This window comes from Belnapia rosea, assembly GCF_900101615.1.
GTDB classification, from domain to species: Bacteria; Pseudomonadota; Alphaproteobacteria; order Acetobacterales; family Acetobacteraceae; genus Belnapia; species Belnapia rosea.
In genome coordinates this window covers 1-14328 of record NZ_FMZX01000047.1, presented here as the reverse complement: position 1 = coordinate 14328, position 14328 = coordinate 1, and the positions used below count along the sequence as shown (strand labels likewise).

General features: G+C 65.4%; 11 protein-coding genes and 3 pseudogenes. 6 read left to right on the top strand and 8 right to left on the bottom strand.

Going from position 1 to position 14328, the window contains the following annotated elements; genetic code table 11:
- A partial coding sequence (locus tag BLR02_RS26740; protein WP_218128089.1) for a transposase occupies positions 1 to 522 on the top strand: 522 nt, incomplete at its 5' end.
- A 106-nt stretch (positions 523 to 628) separates the two neighbouring features.
- Here the strand turns inward: BLR02_RS26740 and BLR02_RS31180 are convergent.
- Complete coding sequence (locus tag BLR02_RS31180; RefSeq protein ID WP_408735548.1) at positions 629 to 799, bottom strand: transposase; 171 nt, start codon at positions 797 to 799, stop codon at positions 629 to 631.
- 184 nt (positions 800 to 983) lie between these two features.
- Here BLR02_RS31180 and BLR02_RS29035 point away from each other — a divergent pair.
- Positions 984 to 1097 (top strand): annotated as a pseudogene (locus BLR02_RS29035) (IS5/IS1182 family transposase); the annotation flags it as partial.
- Between the two features lie 16 nt (positions 1098 to 1113).
- Here the strand turns inward: BLR02_RS29035 and BLR02_RS26730 are convergent.
- The 3 genes from BLR02_RS26730 to BLR02_RS26720 form a co-directional block, all read right to left on the bottom strand.
- Entirely contained in the window at positions 1114 to 1644 is a 531-nt protein-coding gene (locus BLR02_RS26730) for an MbcA/ParS/Xre antitoxin family protein (RefSeq protein WP_090665307.1), read from the bottom strand.
- Between the two features lie 206 nt (positions 1645 to 1850).
- On the bottom strand, positions 1851 to 2585 hold the full coding sequence (locus BLR02_RS26725) for a hypothetical protein (protein WP_143018336.1): 735 nt from the start codon (positions 2583 to 2585) through the stop codon (positions 1851 to 1853).
- A complete protein-coding gene (locus tag BLR02_RS26720) occupies positions 2582 to 3649 on the bottom strand; it encodes a hypothetical protein (protein ID WP_090665305.1) in 1068 nt (355 codons plus the stop codon). The genes BLR02_RS26725 and BLR02_RS26720 overlap by 4 nt, the downstream gene beginning before the upstream one ends.
- Before the next feature lie 367 nt (positions 3650 to 4016).
- Between BLR02_RS26720 and BLR02_RS31025 the strand changes: the two genes are divergently transcribed.
- Entirely contained in the window at positions 4017 to 4364 is a 348-nt protein-coding gene (locus tag BLR02_RS31025; RefSeq protein WP_342670595.1) for a helix-turn-helix domain-containing protein, read from the top strand.
- A gap of 73 nt (positions 4365 to 4437) precedes the next feature.
- On the opposite strand, the pseudogene BLR02_RS26710 reads toward BLR02_RS31025, so the two are convergent.
- Positions 4438 to 4653: pseudogene (locus tag BLR02_RS26710) on the bottom strand (transposase domain-containing protein); the annotation flags it as partial.
- Positions 4654 to 4759: 106 nt separating this feature from the next.
- Here BLR02_RS26710 and BLR02_RS26705 point away from each other — a divergent pair.
- A complete protein-coding gene (locus BLR02_RS26705) occupies positions 4760 to 5800 on the top strand; it encodes an IS110 family RNA-guided transposase (RefSeq protein ID WP_090665302.1) in 1041 nt (346 codons plus the stop codon).
- A gap of 243 nt (positions 5801 to 6043) precedes the next feature.
- On the opposite strand, the pseudogene tnpC reads toward BLR02_RS26705, so the two are convergent.
- From tnpC to BLR02_RS26685, 3 genes and pseudogenes are all read right to left on the bottom strand, one after another.
- Positions 6044 to 6684 (bottom strand): annotated as a pseudogene (gene tnpC, locus BLR02_RS30200) (IS66 family transposase); the annotation flags it as partial.
- 136 nt (positions 6685 to 6820) lie between these two features.
- Positions 6821 to 9193 (bottom strand): MobA/MobL family protein, encoded by a 2373-nt coding sequence (locus BLR02_RS26695; RefSeq protein ID WP_090665300.1) that lies wholly within the window; start codon positions 9191 to 9193, stop codon positions 6821 to 6823.
- A gap of 2660 nt (positions 9194 to 11853) precedes the next feature.
- A complete protein-coding gene (locus BLR02_RS26685; protein ID WP_090665298.1) occupies positions 11854 to 12804 on the bottom strand; it encodes a tyrosine-type recombinase/integrase in 951 nt (316 codons plus the stop codon).
- 475 nt (positions 12805 to 13279) lie between these two features.
- Between BLR02_RS26685 and BLR02_RS26680 the strand changes: the two genes are divergently transcribed.
- Positions 13280 to 13531, top strand: a complete 252-nt coding sequence (locus tag BLR02_RS26680; protein ID WP_090665297.1) for a type II toxin-antitoxin system Phd/YefM family antitoxin — start codon at positions 13280 to 13282, stop codon at positions 13529 to 13531.
- On the top strand, positions 13528 to 13950 hold the full coding sequence (locus tag BLR02_RS26675; RefSeq protein ID WP_090665296.1) for a type II toxin-antitoxin system VapC family toxin: 423 nt from the start codon (positions 13528 to 13530) through the stop codon (positions 13948 to 13950). The genes BLR02_RS26680 and BLR02_RS26675 overlap by 4 nt, the downstream gene beginning before the upstream one ends.
- The last annotated feature ends 378 nt before the right edge of the window (positions 13951 to 14328 follow it).

The window sequence follows — 14328 nt, the reverse complement described above, 5'->3', positions numbered from 1 at the left end:
AGCCGGATCATGAAGGGCCGCGACGGCTTCGTGCAGGCCTACAACGCCCAGGCCGCGGTAGACGCCAAGGCACAGGTGATCGTGGCGCACCACCTGACCAACAACGCCTCCGACCAGGATGCGCTGGCACCCCTGCTCGACGCCGTCACCGCCAACACCAGCACCACGCCTGCCGAGGTCTCAGCCGACACTGGCTACTGCTCCGAGGCCAACCTGGCCGACCTCGCCGAGCGCGGCATCCGCGGCTACGTCGCCACCGGCCGTGCCAAGCACCCTGATGGCGGCGAGAACCGACGTCGAGGTCCGCTGGTCTCGGCCATGCGCCAGCGGCTCAGACGTGCAGGTCGCCGCAGCCGATACCGATTACGTAAGCAGGTCGTCGAACCCGTCTTTGGACAGATCAAAGCAGCACGAGTATTCCAGCAGTTCCTGCTCCGCGGCATCCAGAAGGTGAAGCACGAATGGGCGCTGGTCTGCACCGCCCACAACCTCACCAAGCTCGCCAGTACAGCCACCGCCTGACGCACAGCGGCGGCGCCCACACCACAAGTGACACTGCCTTCTCGGCCGTGTCAGTCCGAGCTCCGGTTACCGGGACGGGCTCCTAGAGAGGAAAAAGAGTCGCCGCCTAGAGCCCATCCGGGCCGCCGGCAACGTGCCGCTGTCCTGCCTGCTCGCCGCTGTCGAGATTGAAGGGTGCTACGCTGACCAAGGCAGCAGCCTCAGCACGAGTGAGCCGGCCAAATTCGGGCGTGCGGATGACAAAGGTGACGACGGTAATGTCGCCGACGCCCGGGATGTTAAGGAGAACACCAAGGCGGCGGGCGATGTGGGGCGTTAGGGAGCGCTGGCGGAGTCGGGCGGCAGTGTCGTGTTAGCTCAGCGCGTCACGTCTGCACCCCATCCTACGACATGCCTCTGGCAGCCTCAAGGAAGCCGCTGGAGCGGCAGAAGGCAGCGATCAGGCTGGAAGGGTAGGGAAGGGCAGCAACCGCCCGCTAGCCAGGGGCTTCGAAGCCACCATCGCCTCGGCCACAGCCTTCCTCTACGCTGCTTCCGTCCTGCTACTCATACGCAGGCTGGCACGTTCCGTATGAATTCACAGTCAGGCTCTCAGGAGATGACGAGATCCTCGTCCCGGTACGGCCGGAAATCCCGGTCCAGCGCATCCACCGGAGCCATATAGATCCCGCCCCGTGCGGCACCGAGGAAGCGCCGGACGGTCATGAGCCCATCCTGGGTGCCGCTCGTCACCAAGTCCAACGGAGCCCTGCCGCCGAAGATGGTCGCCCGGTGGGGTGTCCTGAGCCAGGCAATCCCTTCCTGCTCGCTGCCGTGCAAGATGCCGAGCGCCCGGTGAATTCCGAGCATGGCCGAAATCCGAGTCAGGGTGTCCACATCTAGGACCAGCTCGCCATGCTCTCGAGCGGTCTTGGCCCATTTGTGGAAGGTCGCTTGGGCGGGGCATCCCAGAATCAAGAGCCGCTGGCCCACATCGAGGCCGCAGAGGTCAGCAATGGCCAGGAAGGTCCGTATCCCAGGCGCGCTCAGGCGCTTCCGGTTCTTGGGCAGGAACCGGCTCCGGTCCAGGCGCTCGGGGCCTTGGGCAGCAGGCTGACGCAGGTCGGTCGAAGCGTTCGGCATGGCGGCCTCCTGCGTCCATGTATGAACTATACCTGGTTCAACAGCCGCTCACGATTCCTCGGCGGGCAAAGCCAATATCCCCATCAGTCGCCGCCTGCTGCATCTCCGCCGTGCCACCAACATGCTTGTCATTCTTGCAACGGCGTAGCCCGAGGTCAGCCGTCGTTCGATGCCACCAGATTTTGCATAGTCGCTGACAAATCTCGTCAAACGTCTACCCATCTCCAACCGAGGGAACCCAGGTCGTCCAACACTTCCTCGTCTAGCACGCCGTCGGGGCCGCAATAGATCCAGTCCCGGTAGTCGCCTGCCCCGACCACCCGTGCGACCAGGCCCGCTGCGTCGCGTCGACGCATATCCCAGTGGGATCCTGTCGGATTGTAGCGCCAACGGCTGGCCGCCAGGGCGATAAAGAGCAGCCGGGCGTAGACGGCGCTGCGCGCTGACTTGTTCCGGATGGTCTCGCATCCGAGCAGATCGACCTCCAGGTTGCGCCGCGACCTGCCACGCTTGCCGCCGTCGCCGCGCTCCGGCCCATCGGCCCCGGGCTTGTCCACAAAGACCACACAGTCTTTGTCGATCCGGAGCCGGCCGCGCGCCCACCTGCCAGTGCCCAGCGACCGCATCCATACCTGCTCGCTCAGAGGCCGCGGCGGCGGGCCGCAGAAGGGCTCGCCGAGGTCCACGCGGAGGGCCTCAACATGCGCGCCAATGGACTCGGCGCCGAGCAGGTAGGCGCCCGTCACGCGCACCGGCCACCCGTCGTCCTGATACAGCACCGCCTTGCCGTGCCGTTCCTCCGACATCAGGACATCTCTGGTAGATCGTTCTCCGGCGCCGGCCTGGGACGCCATAGCCGGTGCCGGATGTCCCGTGGGGTCGGCGTTGGGATCGCCCGGATTGCCGGCGGGAGGCTCGGCAGGCATCGGTTTCCGGGTCATCGTGCCGGCTCCCAGCCGAGGGCATGCAGGTCGGCCACCACCACCTCGTCCAGCACGCCATCAAGTTCGCCGCCGGAGGGGTGCTTGTCCTCCTCGCCCACTATCCTGGCGAGGAAGACGCTGACAGGGCGTCCGCGGCCGGCCCGGGCGCCGTCGTGGTTGCGGCGCCAGGAGGTCCCGTGCAAGGCAGCGGCGAGCAGTGCGGCATAGACGCCGCCCGAGCGAAGCTTGCCGCCGACGGTGGGATTGGCGTGCAGATCCGCCTCCAAGGCGGTTGCCGCGCTGGTACGACGGGCCTCGGGCAGCTCGCCAGGAGTGCCGTCCTCCGCGTCCGGCTCATCAATGAACACCGCACGATCGGGCTCCAGCCGGAGCCGGCCACGCCGCCATATCCTACTCTCCTCGCTGTCGTTCAGCGGCCGGATCCAGACCGAACGCGCCAGAAGGTCGTCCGCGGACGACCGGGCGTCGAAGGCCTGGGCCGGAGTGCCAACACGCAGTGCCCGGACACCGGTCAGCTGGGCCTCCGCGCTTGCCGGTCCGGGCAGCACCGCGCCCTCTACCGCGACTGGCTGAGCGTCGAAAAGGCGGAGTCGGGCGGTGCCGCGTCGTTCCTCGCCGCGGCGCGACGGCCGCATCCAGTCCGCTTCCACAACCCGCTGTCCGTCGCCGCCAGCGGGGGCGCCTTCCACATTGGGAGGGTCGACCGCACAGGCCGCTGCCATCAGCGCCTGTGTCTCCACGACCCGGGCCTGGCACACTTCGAGAAGGCGCTCGACCTCGCGCCAGGAGTACGGCCGGGGCAGTAGGAGGAAGGCACCGGTGGCGAAGCAGGACACGCGGCCAGCTGGATCCGGCGCCTGTACCGCCCATAGGTCCTGGCGCTCGCCGACGTTGTCGGACAGCAACGCCCGCGCAAGGACACGCCAGCCTGATGGTGTGACCGCGCCAGGGCGGACGAACTCCCCGCGCCGACGCGCCGCGTCAGCCATCTCCTGCACCTCACGTCCGATGGTGAGAGCCGTACGTTCGATCTCGCAAGCTTCAGGCATACTCACCTCCATGGTTCGATCCTCGCCTGAGGCCGTGTTGCGCTGCCGCGGCATAAAGGTGGATCGAGACTCGGACGGCCACTCCCGAGAGTGCCTCCCGGGTTGCCGGATGATCGCGGTCGGTGACGGACCGTTTGTCGCCTAACATGGGCACGAGGATGTGCGAACTCCGAGCAACGTTGATCATGAGGTCCCTGCCTCGGCAGCACGGCAGCCGGAGAAAAGCTCGAAGTGCAGTTGTCATCATCCTCCACGTCAGCGTTCCTTTCCGAGCGGCATGAGGGATTTCCTACTGAATTGTGGATTATAGTCTATAGGTCTAAAGTCTAACGGAGTCCAGTACGTAGCATTCTGATCCTCTGTTCGGCCTTCTGCGCGCATGAGCAGTGCGAAACGCGGCCGAGGTGCAGACGAAAAACACGACTTGCCCGCAAGGAAGGTGCAGGACGTACGCGCCAAGGCCCCTCGGAAGCCACGTCGACCGACGCCTCATCCACCCAGCATGGCAACGGGTGAAGATCCGCGAGTAGTGTTAGGGCGACTGGTGCATAGGTACCGACTCGCGCTCGGCATGAGCCAGGAGGAGTTCGCTGACCGGACCGAGCTTGATCGTACGTATGTTAGTGGCATCGAGCGAGGCGTTCGCAATCCGACCTTGCTCGTCCTGTGGCGTCTGGCCCAGGCGCTTCAGGTAAAGCCGCACCAACTTATTGAAGAAGATATCTAGATTTTAGGTAAACGTCGCGGCGACGGCATGGGCAGAGTTGCATTGACGGTGGGAGCCGGTTAAGCGTCGGCGGCTACGCCGCTACAGCGGGCACTGCGGCTGAGTTGTTGGGCTTCCAGTTCCATGGCAGCAGCGTGTCCAACTCAGTGACCTTGGTCCGCCCGGAGACGATGCGCTCCAGCACGTCCGTGAGCCAGGCCTGTGGGTCGACGCCGTTCAGTTTGGCGGTCTGGATAAGCGTCATGGCCATCGCCCAGTGCCGCGCCCCGCCATCACTTCCGGCGAACAGATGCCGTATTGGGCCGTTCCAGAGCGGTGGCGATCTCGAGTGATCTTGCGCAACCCTTGTGGCCCGAGGGGTCGGATGGTCCGGCCCCGGATTGGAGATCACGGCTATGGGGCACTTCGTCGGCGTTGACGTTTCGCTTGAGCTGTCCAGCGTTTGCGTGGTCGATACCACGGGGCAGGTCGTCAAGGAGGCAAAAGTCTCAACTGAACCGGCCGAACTCGTCCGGTTCGTGCAGAACCTTGGTCTGGAGGTTGAGCGGATCGGCCTTGAGGCAGGTCCGCTGTCGGCCTGGCTGCACGATGGATTAGCCGGGGCGGGCCTCGAAGTCGTGTTGCTCGAGACGCGTCATGTTCGCGCGGCCCTGTCGGCGATGGTGATCAAGACGGACCGGCGGGATGCGCGCGGCGCGCAACTCCTGCGTATGGGATGGTACCGACCAGTGCATCGCAAGGCAGCCCCCTCGCAGGAGGTACGGGCGCTGCTCGTCGGCCGAAAGCTCCTCGTGGCGAAGCTCGTCGACGTGGACGGCGGGATCCGTGGCATGCTGCGAGGCTTCGGATTGAAGGTCGGGCCGGTCGGTCGAGCCGGGCTTCCCCGTCGCGTGCGCGACTTGGTGGAGGGCCATGCTGTCCTGCGCTCCATCCTCGAGCCGCTGCTCGCTGCGCGTGAGGCGATACGGACCGAGCTCGCACGGCTCCATGGACAGGTGCTGGCCCTCGCCCGCACTGATGAGGTCTGCCAGCGGCTCATGACCGCGCCGGGCGTTGGGGCCGTAGTCGCCCTGACCTTCCGTTCAGGAATCGACGATCCGACCAGGTTCAGATCGTCGCGCGCGCTGGGACCATACCTCGGGCTGACCCCTCGAAGGTACCAGTCGGGCGAGACGGACGTCTCCGGTGGCATCAGTCGCGCGGGCGACACGATGGTGCGTGCGGCACTGTACGAGGCTGCCACGGTCATCCTGTCCCGCGCGGTGCGCTTCTCGACGCTCAAGCGTTGGGCGATGGCCGTCGCAGCGAGGCGCGGGGTCAAGCGGGCGAGGGTTGCTCTCGCGCAAAAGCTCTCAACGGTCCTGCACAGGATCTGGGTCGAGCGGACAACCTTTCGTTGGGCAGGCGAAGCCCACACATCGGGGCGCGCCGCCTGACGCAATAGACCCTCGGGGCCGCGGCACACGCCGGGCGACGAGGCGCGTCCCCGCCGGGACGCGGGAGACGGTGAAGCCGAAAGAATGCAAGCGGCGCGCTCCGGCGCGACCGCGCCGAACAGATGGGCTCGCCGGTTCCCCACTGATGGCATGATGTGGCGGCCCATGTGCCGACCACGAAGGGAAGCAAGACCCCGGCGGTTGGATGCACCACGACGCTTGACGGGCTGAGGCTCAATAGGGAAGCGCATTCTTTCGGCTGAGCGCCACGGGCCTGATGGCGCGCTCGACCACGTTCGAGTCCATTTCGACCCGGCCATCATCGAGGAACACCGTCAGGCCCGGCCAATGCCGCAAGGCATAGCGGATGGCCTTGGCGAGGTCCGAGGCGGCCGAGACGCGATCCTGATGGACCTGCAACCAGGCATGCAGGGCCTCGACAACCGGTCGACTGCGTTCCTGGCGCGCCTGTCGCCGGTGCTCGGCGGGATGGCCGCGGATCTGGCCCTCGATCGCGTAGAGCGCCCGAACCTGCGCCAGCACCTCGGCTGCGAGCGGTGATTGGGTGGAGGCGTGGAACTCATAGAAGTGCCGCCGCATGTGGGCCCAGCAGAAAGCCAGGCCGACCGAGGCGTCGGTGCGATCGCCGACCAGCCGCTTGAACCCGGGATAGCCATCGACCTGCAGCACGCCGCGGAATGCCGCCAGATGCGCGGCGGGCCGGATACCTTGCGATCCCCGGTGTAGACATAGGCCGCCACCGGGTGACCTGGGCCGCACCATGGCCGGTCATCGACCGCATAGCACCAGAACCGCCCGGTCTTGGTACGGCCACGGCCGGGGTCGAGGACTGGCAGTGTGGTGTCGTCGGCAAACAGCTTGGGCGCGGACAGTGCTGTGCCGATCAGCAGGTTATATCGCCCTGGCGGGTTTTCTGTTGCTGGGAAAATCGCGAACGGGGCGGGAACAGGTAGGGTGCGAATCAGCCAGCCGTCACAGAGCCGGAACGGTAGGGCAGGATTACCGCCCGCGCTGCGGTGGTACGAAAGCCGACGATTTGGCGGGGGATGCCTGAGGCCGAGCGGTGCTGAAAACGTTCGCTTTGCGCTTGCCCTTGGTTTTCCCCTTGGTGGGGAGCTTGGCAGGGACCGGGGCTGCCTCGACGGGTGGCAGGTATCGGGCCGGGTTGGTGGCCGCGTTCGCGATTTGCTCGCCAGCTGGCTCGGCCGGTGCGCTCGGTATCCAGCCGATTGCCAGCGAGAGGGCCGAGCGCATCCCGTCTAGCGCCGTAACCTGGCGAGGCGTGAGCGATCCGCCAGCCGCAACCGCCTTTTCCAGCGGTTCGCCAGCTTTGTTGAGTGCTGCCAAGTTCTGGCGGTGTTTCACCAGTAGTGGCAACTTGCCTTGGGCTTCTATCTGCACCTCAAAGTAAGTTACGCTTGATATGTCGTTGGCGAGCGATGCAAGCTTTGTCGGGCGAATGTTGTTTAGTTTCTTGTGCTGTTCCAAGATATTGCTATGGAAAGAGGGCAGAGCTTCGGACAGTTGATTAGCTGTATTGGCTGCGGCCTCGGCTGCGGTGCGTAGGTTTTTCAACCCTGCCAGGATCGGCTTTTGTGCGGCTGTTTTGGACCGAACCGCTTTGGTGTGATCTGCCACGCGAACGCGGGCGCTGGCCTTGTCGCCTGCAACCGCATTCGTTTGCCGACCTACGCCGCCCGCACCGCTTGGCGTGCCATGAGCCAACCAGCCCCGAGCGGTGGCGAGGTTGAGGCGTGACGGCTTGCCGGTGGCGACTGTGATGGCGTTATCCTCCGGCATCTGCCAAGGCATCTGCCAAGGTGTGCGGGGCTTGCGGGGCGGTGCCGCCGGGGCCGTTGTCGCTGCCACGGGGGCAGGGGTGCGAACCGCCACGGTTGGCTGTTCCACCACCTCGGGAGCCTGTTGCGCCACGGTTGGCTGTTCCACCACCACGGCGGCCGGGGCAACGATTGGACGGGCTTTCGAGAGGCCACGCAGGATCGGTGCTGGTATCGGGCGCTGAGCCGGTTTGGCGCGGTATTCGGCCATTTGTGCCTGCCGTAACTCGGATTGCCAGGCGGTGGCATCCTCCACACGGCCGAGGCCCGTGGCTGCGGCGAGTTGGCGAGAGGCGTGGCGTTTCCGATTGGCCGCCGTTGTGAGTGCCGCGTCCCGCGTGATCGCCGCCAGTGGCTCGCCTGCCGCCAGTCGGCGAGCGATGGCAATTTGCGTGTTGGCGTCACTGGCAGGGGTGGCTACGCCTTTTTTTTCCAGTGCCGCAGCCCGAGTGCCGAGGGGTTTCGCTGGCGTGGCGGCAATCCCTAGCGCCGTATAGGATTCCGGGGAATAGCGACGGGCGATGCCCTCGGCTGCCAGCTGGTGGTTGGTCGCATCACTCCATGCCCCGCGCAGATGGCGGACCCATTCGATACTGCCGACGCTCATGGCGGCGGGCGGCGGGTTGACCTGCCAGGCTTCGACCTCGGCCAGCTGGTGGCGGTATGCCTCGGCAGATTTGGGGTCGCGTGCCCCGGCGAGGCGCTTGGCGAGGCGCTTGGCGCGGGTTGGCGCGGCCTCCGACCCCCATGGATAGGTTGGGCGGTCTTTCGGGGTTCGGGCCGCTTTCGGGGCAGGCTTGAACCCGCGCACTTCCTCGAGTTGGCGTTCTAGTTTCGCGCGGCGCTTGCCTGTCTCGGGGGCAGAGGCGATTGTCTTTTCCAACCGCTTTAGCCTGGCGGTGGGCTTTTCTGTTCCCCACGGAAAGCCATTGGCGTCTGTGCCAGGGGTGCCGAATGACCACTCGCCCCGCCCGTCACGGGTGCCCGGCCGGTCATAATACAGAACGTGTGCGTGGTAGTTGCGCGCGTCGTTGGTTGGGCCGGGGCTGTGAATGACGCCGTGATAGGGGAGGCCCCGCGTCTCAAACTCACTGGCGACGAATGACTGCAGAACCGCCAGCCGAGCGGCGGGGGTGAGCTCGCAGGGCAGCGCCGCAATGATGCTGAGTTGCACCCGGCCGTTTGCGCGTTCGTCGCGTTCAACGGCATTCCAGAATGATCGGCGACCCTCGAAAGTCTCGGCGATGTTGCCCGCCTCTGATAGCTGGCCGTTGACGGTTTCGGGTGCGCCGTCGCGCTCGATATAACCCTGTTGGACGGCCGCGCGCTCAACGGCCCCCGGACGCTCGATATAGGATTGCCGGTCCGCGCTGGCCCGCTGGCCGGCGGCGGCTTTGGCGTGGGCTTTATGCTCGAAATGAAACGGCGAGCGGCCGTCGCTGGTGGACAGGCGGCCAGGGCGAAGGGAGGCCCGAGACGCGCCAGAGGGAGCGCGCGTCGCTGTCGTTTTTGCGGGTCTCCCTCGTTTCGCCATGGGCCTGGGTCCTAACCGGCGGCGGGGACCGTCCCCGCTCGATTAGGAAACTATTGCGGGGCACGCACAAACGGAAATCCGTTTGTGCCTCAAATGTCCCCGCTCGCTTGCCCCCCGGCTAGGGGTGTCATGGAGCAAACAAGGGAAAATAAGGCCATGCCGTTTTTCCCGCGTTTGCGGAATTGCACCCAAATTATTTTGCTATTCCGATCCGAACCCATCTGCGAGGGGAGAGGACGGCCAATCCGGCAACCCTGGCTAGGGTGAACGGGTGGCCTGCGACTGGACCTCGGGACAGGCGGCGGGCGGCAATCTTTTCCTGTCACGGTGTCGCCTTGGGGGTGATCCGAGACAGGGGCGGCGGGTGGTGAGAGGGGCTTCCCAAGTCACCTCGCAGCTACCTCGCAGCTACCTCGCCGCTTGCCTTGCCTGCCTTGCGACGGGATACCCGGCGGCTTCCTTGGCACCAGTGAGGGGGCCTCGGGACAGCTGCCCAAGGGGTGCTGCCTGTCCCGTTCCTTTCCCTTGCGACAATCCCTCGGCGCTCTTTGGGCGGGTGTCTGACCGGGGTTGCGGTTACTGCGGGAGGTTGGAGGCGTGGGGGTACGAAACCCATACGGAACCCATCCATAACCCATACGGTTCTCATGCGGAACCCGAGCGCAACTTGTCCGAAAGCTGTCCGGTCCCGTCGCTGGCGTTGGGAGGGAAGGCGCCGAGGTGGTGGGACGTGAACCCGTGCGGAACCCATCCGTAACCCATACAGTTCCCATGCGGAACCCGAGCGGAACCCGAGCGGTAGACATACGGGACCAAAATATTCCTGACATGAGCCACCAAATGGCTTCCCCGATGCTGGAATAAAACGATCGAGCCCGTCATTGCTGGTGAGCGATGTTTGAGCCGGTGAGGTGCCGATGTCTAACGTGATCGGGTTTGCAGCGTCGGCCGTTCCAGCAAAGCGGACCATTTGCCGTGGTGGGCCTGGAAACCGTTCGGCTTTATTCCTGCACATGCTGGCCGATCATTCGGCGTTAGCGGAGGACATTGCTAGGCGAGGCGCCCAGTGGCCTGAGCGGGCGGCCGAGTTGGCAGCGGCGGGGGTAGTGGACGGCGGAGGTAAAGCCCCAAGCGCCGAGAGGTGCCGCATGACTTGGGCAGCTGTTCGGGCACACGTCGCACAGTCTACAGCCCGCCAGGCCGAAAGCCATGCGGCCCGAATAACCACAGCGAGCCAGGCGGCGCTTGCGACGGTTCTGGAAGTGATTGCCAACGCTGATACCCCAGAGGCCCGAGCCGCAGCCGTGGCAGCTTTGTCGGCGCTTACGGGTGGTGCTGGTGTGGTGGCGATGGCACCCGCTGCGGTTCCGGCCCCGGCGCCTCGCCTGCCCGTCTCTGCCGCGCCGATGACAGCCCCGGCCACTTCAACCCCTGAGGCTGACGATCTTGCCGAACGGCAAAGGTTGCGGAGTCTTCTACTGAGCAAACCGGTTCCTGTAGCTACGAACCCACACGCCTACGTTGACGCGGCGTTTCCCGAGACTGCCGTGATGCGTGCCGAAGCGCAGGCCGAAGCGGACGCGGAATATATGCGACATCAGAATATTGTAATGGAGGCGAGGGCGCGGAAGAAGGCCGAGGCAGAGGCGGAAGCGAAGGCCGGGGCATTCGACAGTGACGGGAGGGCACCTGTCCCTGTAGTTACGAACCCAAACGCCTACAGTGACTCGGCGTTTCCCGAGGGGCTGTGATCCGTGCCGAAATCCAGGCCGAGGCGGAGGCCGAAAGGCGTCGGATGATGAGAATGCTGCAAGGGCGCGATCCAGCCAAGCCGGTTCCGGCGGCCGAGGCTTAGCGGGCGGGCGGGCTGGTATCAGCTGCGATACCACCCTTACCGCAAACCAGTGTCGTAATACTAATGTGGGCCAGCCAAGTGCCTTGACAACACCGCCCTATCATCCCTCCGAACTGTGCTTTGTGAGAGGCCGATACATCTTGCGTGCGGCAAGTCTATTACCTGCTTGCGGGCTGGTCGTTTAATCAGTCAAAGCCACCAAAAGGTGCGGATACTCCAAGGCTGCCTGCGAAGATGACCAGAGCAGAGCGATGTCTGACGGCAACACAAGCTTCGCCACAGCGGCGCTGTAATGGCTGTAGGGCAGGGGGCATTAGCCGCCCCCGTCGCCACCACCGCCGCCTCCGCCATCACAACCACCGCCGCCGCTATCACCCCCGCCGCCACCGACAAATCCAGTGTCGCCCCGGCGCGGGCGGGTCGTCCTGACCTGACTGCCATCGGCCAGCGTAACCACTTCGTTGTCCGCCGAGTTCTCGCTTGTGAGGACGAGGGGGAGCAGAAGGATCGTGGGTATCAGGCAGAGGGCCAGTATGCCGATGAGAGCCATAGCGGTCTCCTTCAAAGGCCGACGAGCTTCGCCGGGCTCTTGCTGATCATCCCTGACGGGGGTTCAGCCGCACCCGCCGTCGCCGCCACCCCCGGTATCGCTCCGGCGCGGGCCGGCCCACCTGGCCTGATTACCGTCGGCCAGCCTCGCCACGTCGTCATCCGCCGGGGACCCGCCGGTGACCCCAAGGGAAGCAGAAGGATCCTGGATATCTGACCCAGGGCCGGCACCCAATGCGAGCTGTGACGGACTCGTTCAGAGCCCGACGAGCTTCGCCGGGCTCTCGCTGACCAGCTTGGCACGGCGGACGTAGCCGCGCATGGTTTTCACGTCCCGGTGGCGCGAGTGCTCCATGATGGCCTCGTCGCGGGCGCCGGCCTTGTAGGCCTCGGTGATGAACCCGGCGCGCAGGCCATGCGCGGAGAGCCGCTCGAGGCCGGAGGCGGTGAGGCCCGCTTGGGCGACATGGCGGGCGAGGATCTTCGGCAGGGCGTCCGGGTGCAGTGCGGTGCGCTCCACCGTGCCCCACCGATCGACCTTGCGGAACACCGGCCCGTATTGGCAGTCAGAGCCTCGCAGCCAGGTCTCCATGGCGCGCACCGGGCAGGTCTCTGGCTTCAGGCCGCGCGGGATGCCGATCTCCGCGCCTTCGCCGCCCTGGTCGGTCTTGGCCCGCGGGATCAGCAGCCGCATGCCGTCGCCGATGAAGGTCAGGTGCTCGCGCTGCACGGCCACCAGCTCGGACCGCCGCAGCGCCCCGGCGAATCCCAGCAGCAGCAGGGCTCGGTCGCGCTGGCCGGTCAGGCTGCCGTCACAGCTGGCCAGCAGCCGCTTCAGCTCGATGGTGCCGATCGCCGCCGCCCGGCGCTGCGGCATGCCATGCTTGCGGAAGATACCCGCCAGCGTGTCGCGGATCACCGGATGGGACGGCATCCAGGCAATGCCTTTCATCCGGTGCGCCCGGCCGATCGCCGCCAGCCGGCGGCGCAAGGTTGCCCGGCTATGGCTGATACCCATAGAGGCGAGATAGGCCGCGACCGTGGTGGGGTCGGCTGGTAAGGCGCTGGCACCGCGCGCCTGGCACCAGCCGGTGAAGTCCTGCCAGTCCGCCGCATAGGCCCGCAGCGTTGCCCGGGACAGGGCCTGCCGGGCGTAGTCGGCCGCCAGCGCCAGGTCCGAGGCGGGCAGGGTGGTCAGGTCTGACATGCAGGGATTCCAGTGCGCTAGCCCATCGTGGCGCTGATTATGGCACGAGATACAAAGAACCGAGAATCATGGTTATCAGGCCTTAGCGCGAAGGGGAGGGGGTGCGAGCCACCCTGCGAAACCTTCTGCACCATCGCCCATCCACTCCACGATCCCCCGCTTGGCGACAGCGTCGGGCCCGCTTGGCCGAATCTCGCTCGCACGACCGCCCCAGTAGCCGGACCTGCACCGCCCGCTGCTGTGGTTATGTCTCCGGCCCAGCGCAGCCGTGCTGTTCGGGGCGAGTCCTGGCGCTTGAGCAAAGCTCTCCTCGGGGCCCTTGTCACGGCTCTGGTGGTACGAAGGGGATGGGCCGCCATCGCCCGCATCCCAATTAGGGCCTTTACCGAATGGCCGCTGAACGGCTGAGGCTTTCGAACATGTCGAGATCGAATAGCTCTGGACAATATGGCTATCCGATAGCCATATTGTGGACATGAGCCAGCACAGTGTCGCCGAAGCCAAAAACCAACTTTCGGACCTCATCGACCGCGCCATCGCCGGCGAAGGTGTGATCATCACGCGACATGGCCACCCAGTGGTGGAGCTCAAGCCGGTTCAGCCCCCTGCCAGAGCAGTATCCGGCGAGGACCTGGACTGGCTCGCCGCGCGTCGTGTTGTGGCTCAGCCAATCCAGGATGATGCCGGACAACTGGTAAGCGGAATGCGCGACGAAGATGAGCGATGAGGGCCTACCTCGACGCCAGCGTGCTGGTGGCGCTGCTAACAGATGATCCCCTGACCGCCCGAGCCGACACATTCCTCCGTACTGGCACCCCTGTACTGGTGCTCAGCGACTTCGCGGCGGCTGAATTCGCGTCGGCAATGGCGCGGCGAGTCCGTAACCGGGAAATCACCGTCGAAGATGCTCGAGCAGCCTTCTCGACCTTGGATGTTTGGGCGGCCCGGGCGACGCAGAGGGTCGAGACCACCGCTGCAGATGTGAAGCTTGCCGAAGCTGCCCTACGCCGCCTGGATCTGACGCTTCGAACACCAGACGCGCTCAACATCGCAATAGCACAGCGCGTTGGCGCCATGCTGGTCACCTTCGACGCCAAAATGGCGAGCTCGGCACGTGCCCTCGGAACTGAGGTCGCCGCGGCATAACAGGCCGATGACGAAGGCGCCTTGGCTGGTTATGATGCTCCTATAGTGGTCAAGCTGCAGTTTGCTCTGGGCGTGTGGTCTTAGTGTCCGTCCGGGAACAATGTGGGCCAAATCAAGCGACTACCGAAGCAGCGTAGTGGCGGCCACCATTCCACCCATCCGCTTCAGCGCAGTGTTGGACCGCCTTCGGTACGAAAAGTCGGGTCCGAAGAAGCCTGAAATTAGGCCGTTTGTTCCCGGACGGACACTTAGGGTTGCGGCAGAGATATCCGAAGATCGCGCGGGCGATGAAGCGCTTGAGGCACCGGATGATTTCAAGCTTGGTCTTCCCTTCTGCGGTGCGTCGCCTGACGTAGTCTAGGGTCGGCTGGTGAGCGC

Coding starts and splice junctions, on each gene's coding strand:
- BLR02_RS26730 (WP_090665307.1), bottom strand. CDS start 1,644: ATGCCGAACGCTTCGACCGACCTGCGTCAGCCTGCTGCCCAAGGCCCC.
- BLR02_RS26725 (WP_143018336.1), bottom strand. CDS start 2,585: ATGACCCGGAAACCGATGCCTGCCGAGCCTCCCGCCGGCAATCCGGGC.
- BLR02_RS26720 (WP_090665305.1), bottom strand. CDS start 3,649: ATGGAGGTGAGTATGCCTGAAGCTTGCGAGATCGAACGTACGGCTCTC.
- BLR02_RS31025 (WP_342670595.1), top strand. CDS start 4,017: ATGAGCAGTGCGAAACGCGGCCGAGGTGCAGACGAAAAACACGACTTG.
- BLR02_RS26705 (WP_090665302.1), top strand. CDS start 4,760: ATGGGGCACTTCGTCGGCGTTGACGTTTCGCTTGAGCTGTCCAGCGTT.
- BLR02_RS26695 (WP_090665300.1), bottom strand. CDS start 9,193: ATGGCGAAACGAGGGAGACCCGCAAAAACGACAGCGACGCGCGCTCCC.
- BLR02_RS26685 (WP_090665298.1), bottom strand. CDS start 12,804: ATGTCAGACCTGACCACCCTGCCCGCCTCGGACCTGGCGCTGGCGGCC.
- BLR02_RS26680 (WP_090665297.1), top strand. CDS start 13,280: ATGAGCCAGCACAGTGTCGCCGAAGCCAAAAACCAACTTTCGGACCTC.
- BLR02_RS26675 (WP_090665296.1), top strand. CDS start 13,528: ATGAGGGCCTACCTCGACGCCAGCGTGCTGGTGGCGCTGCTAACAGAT.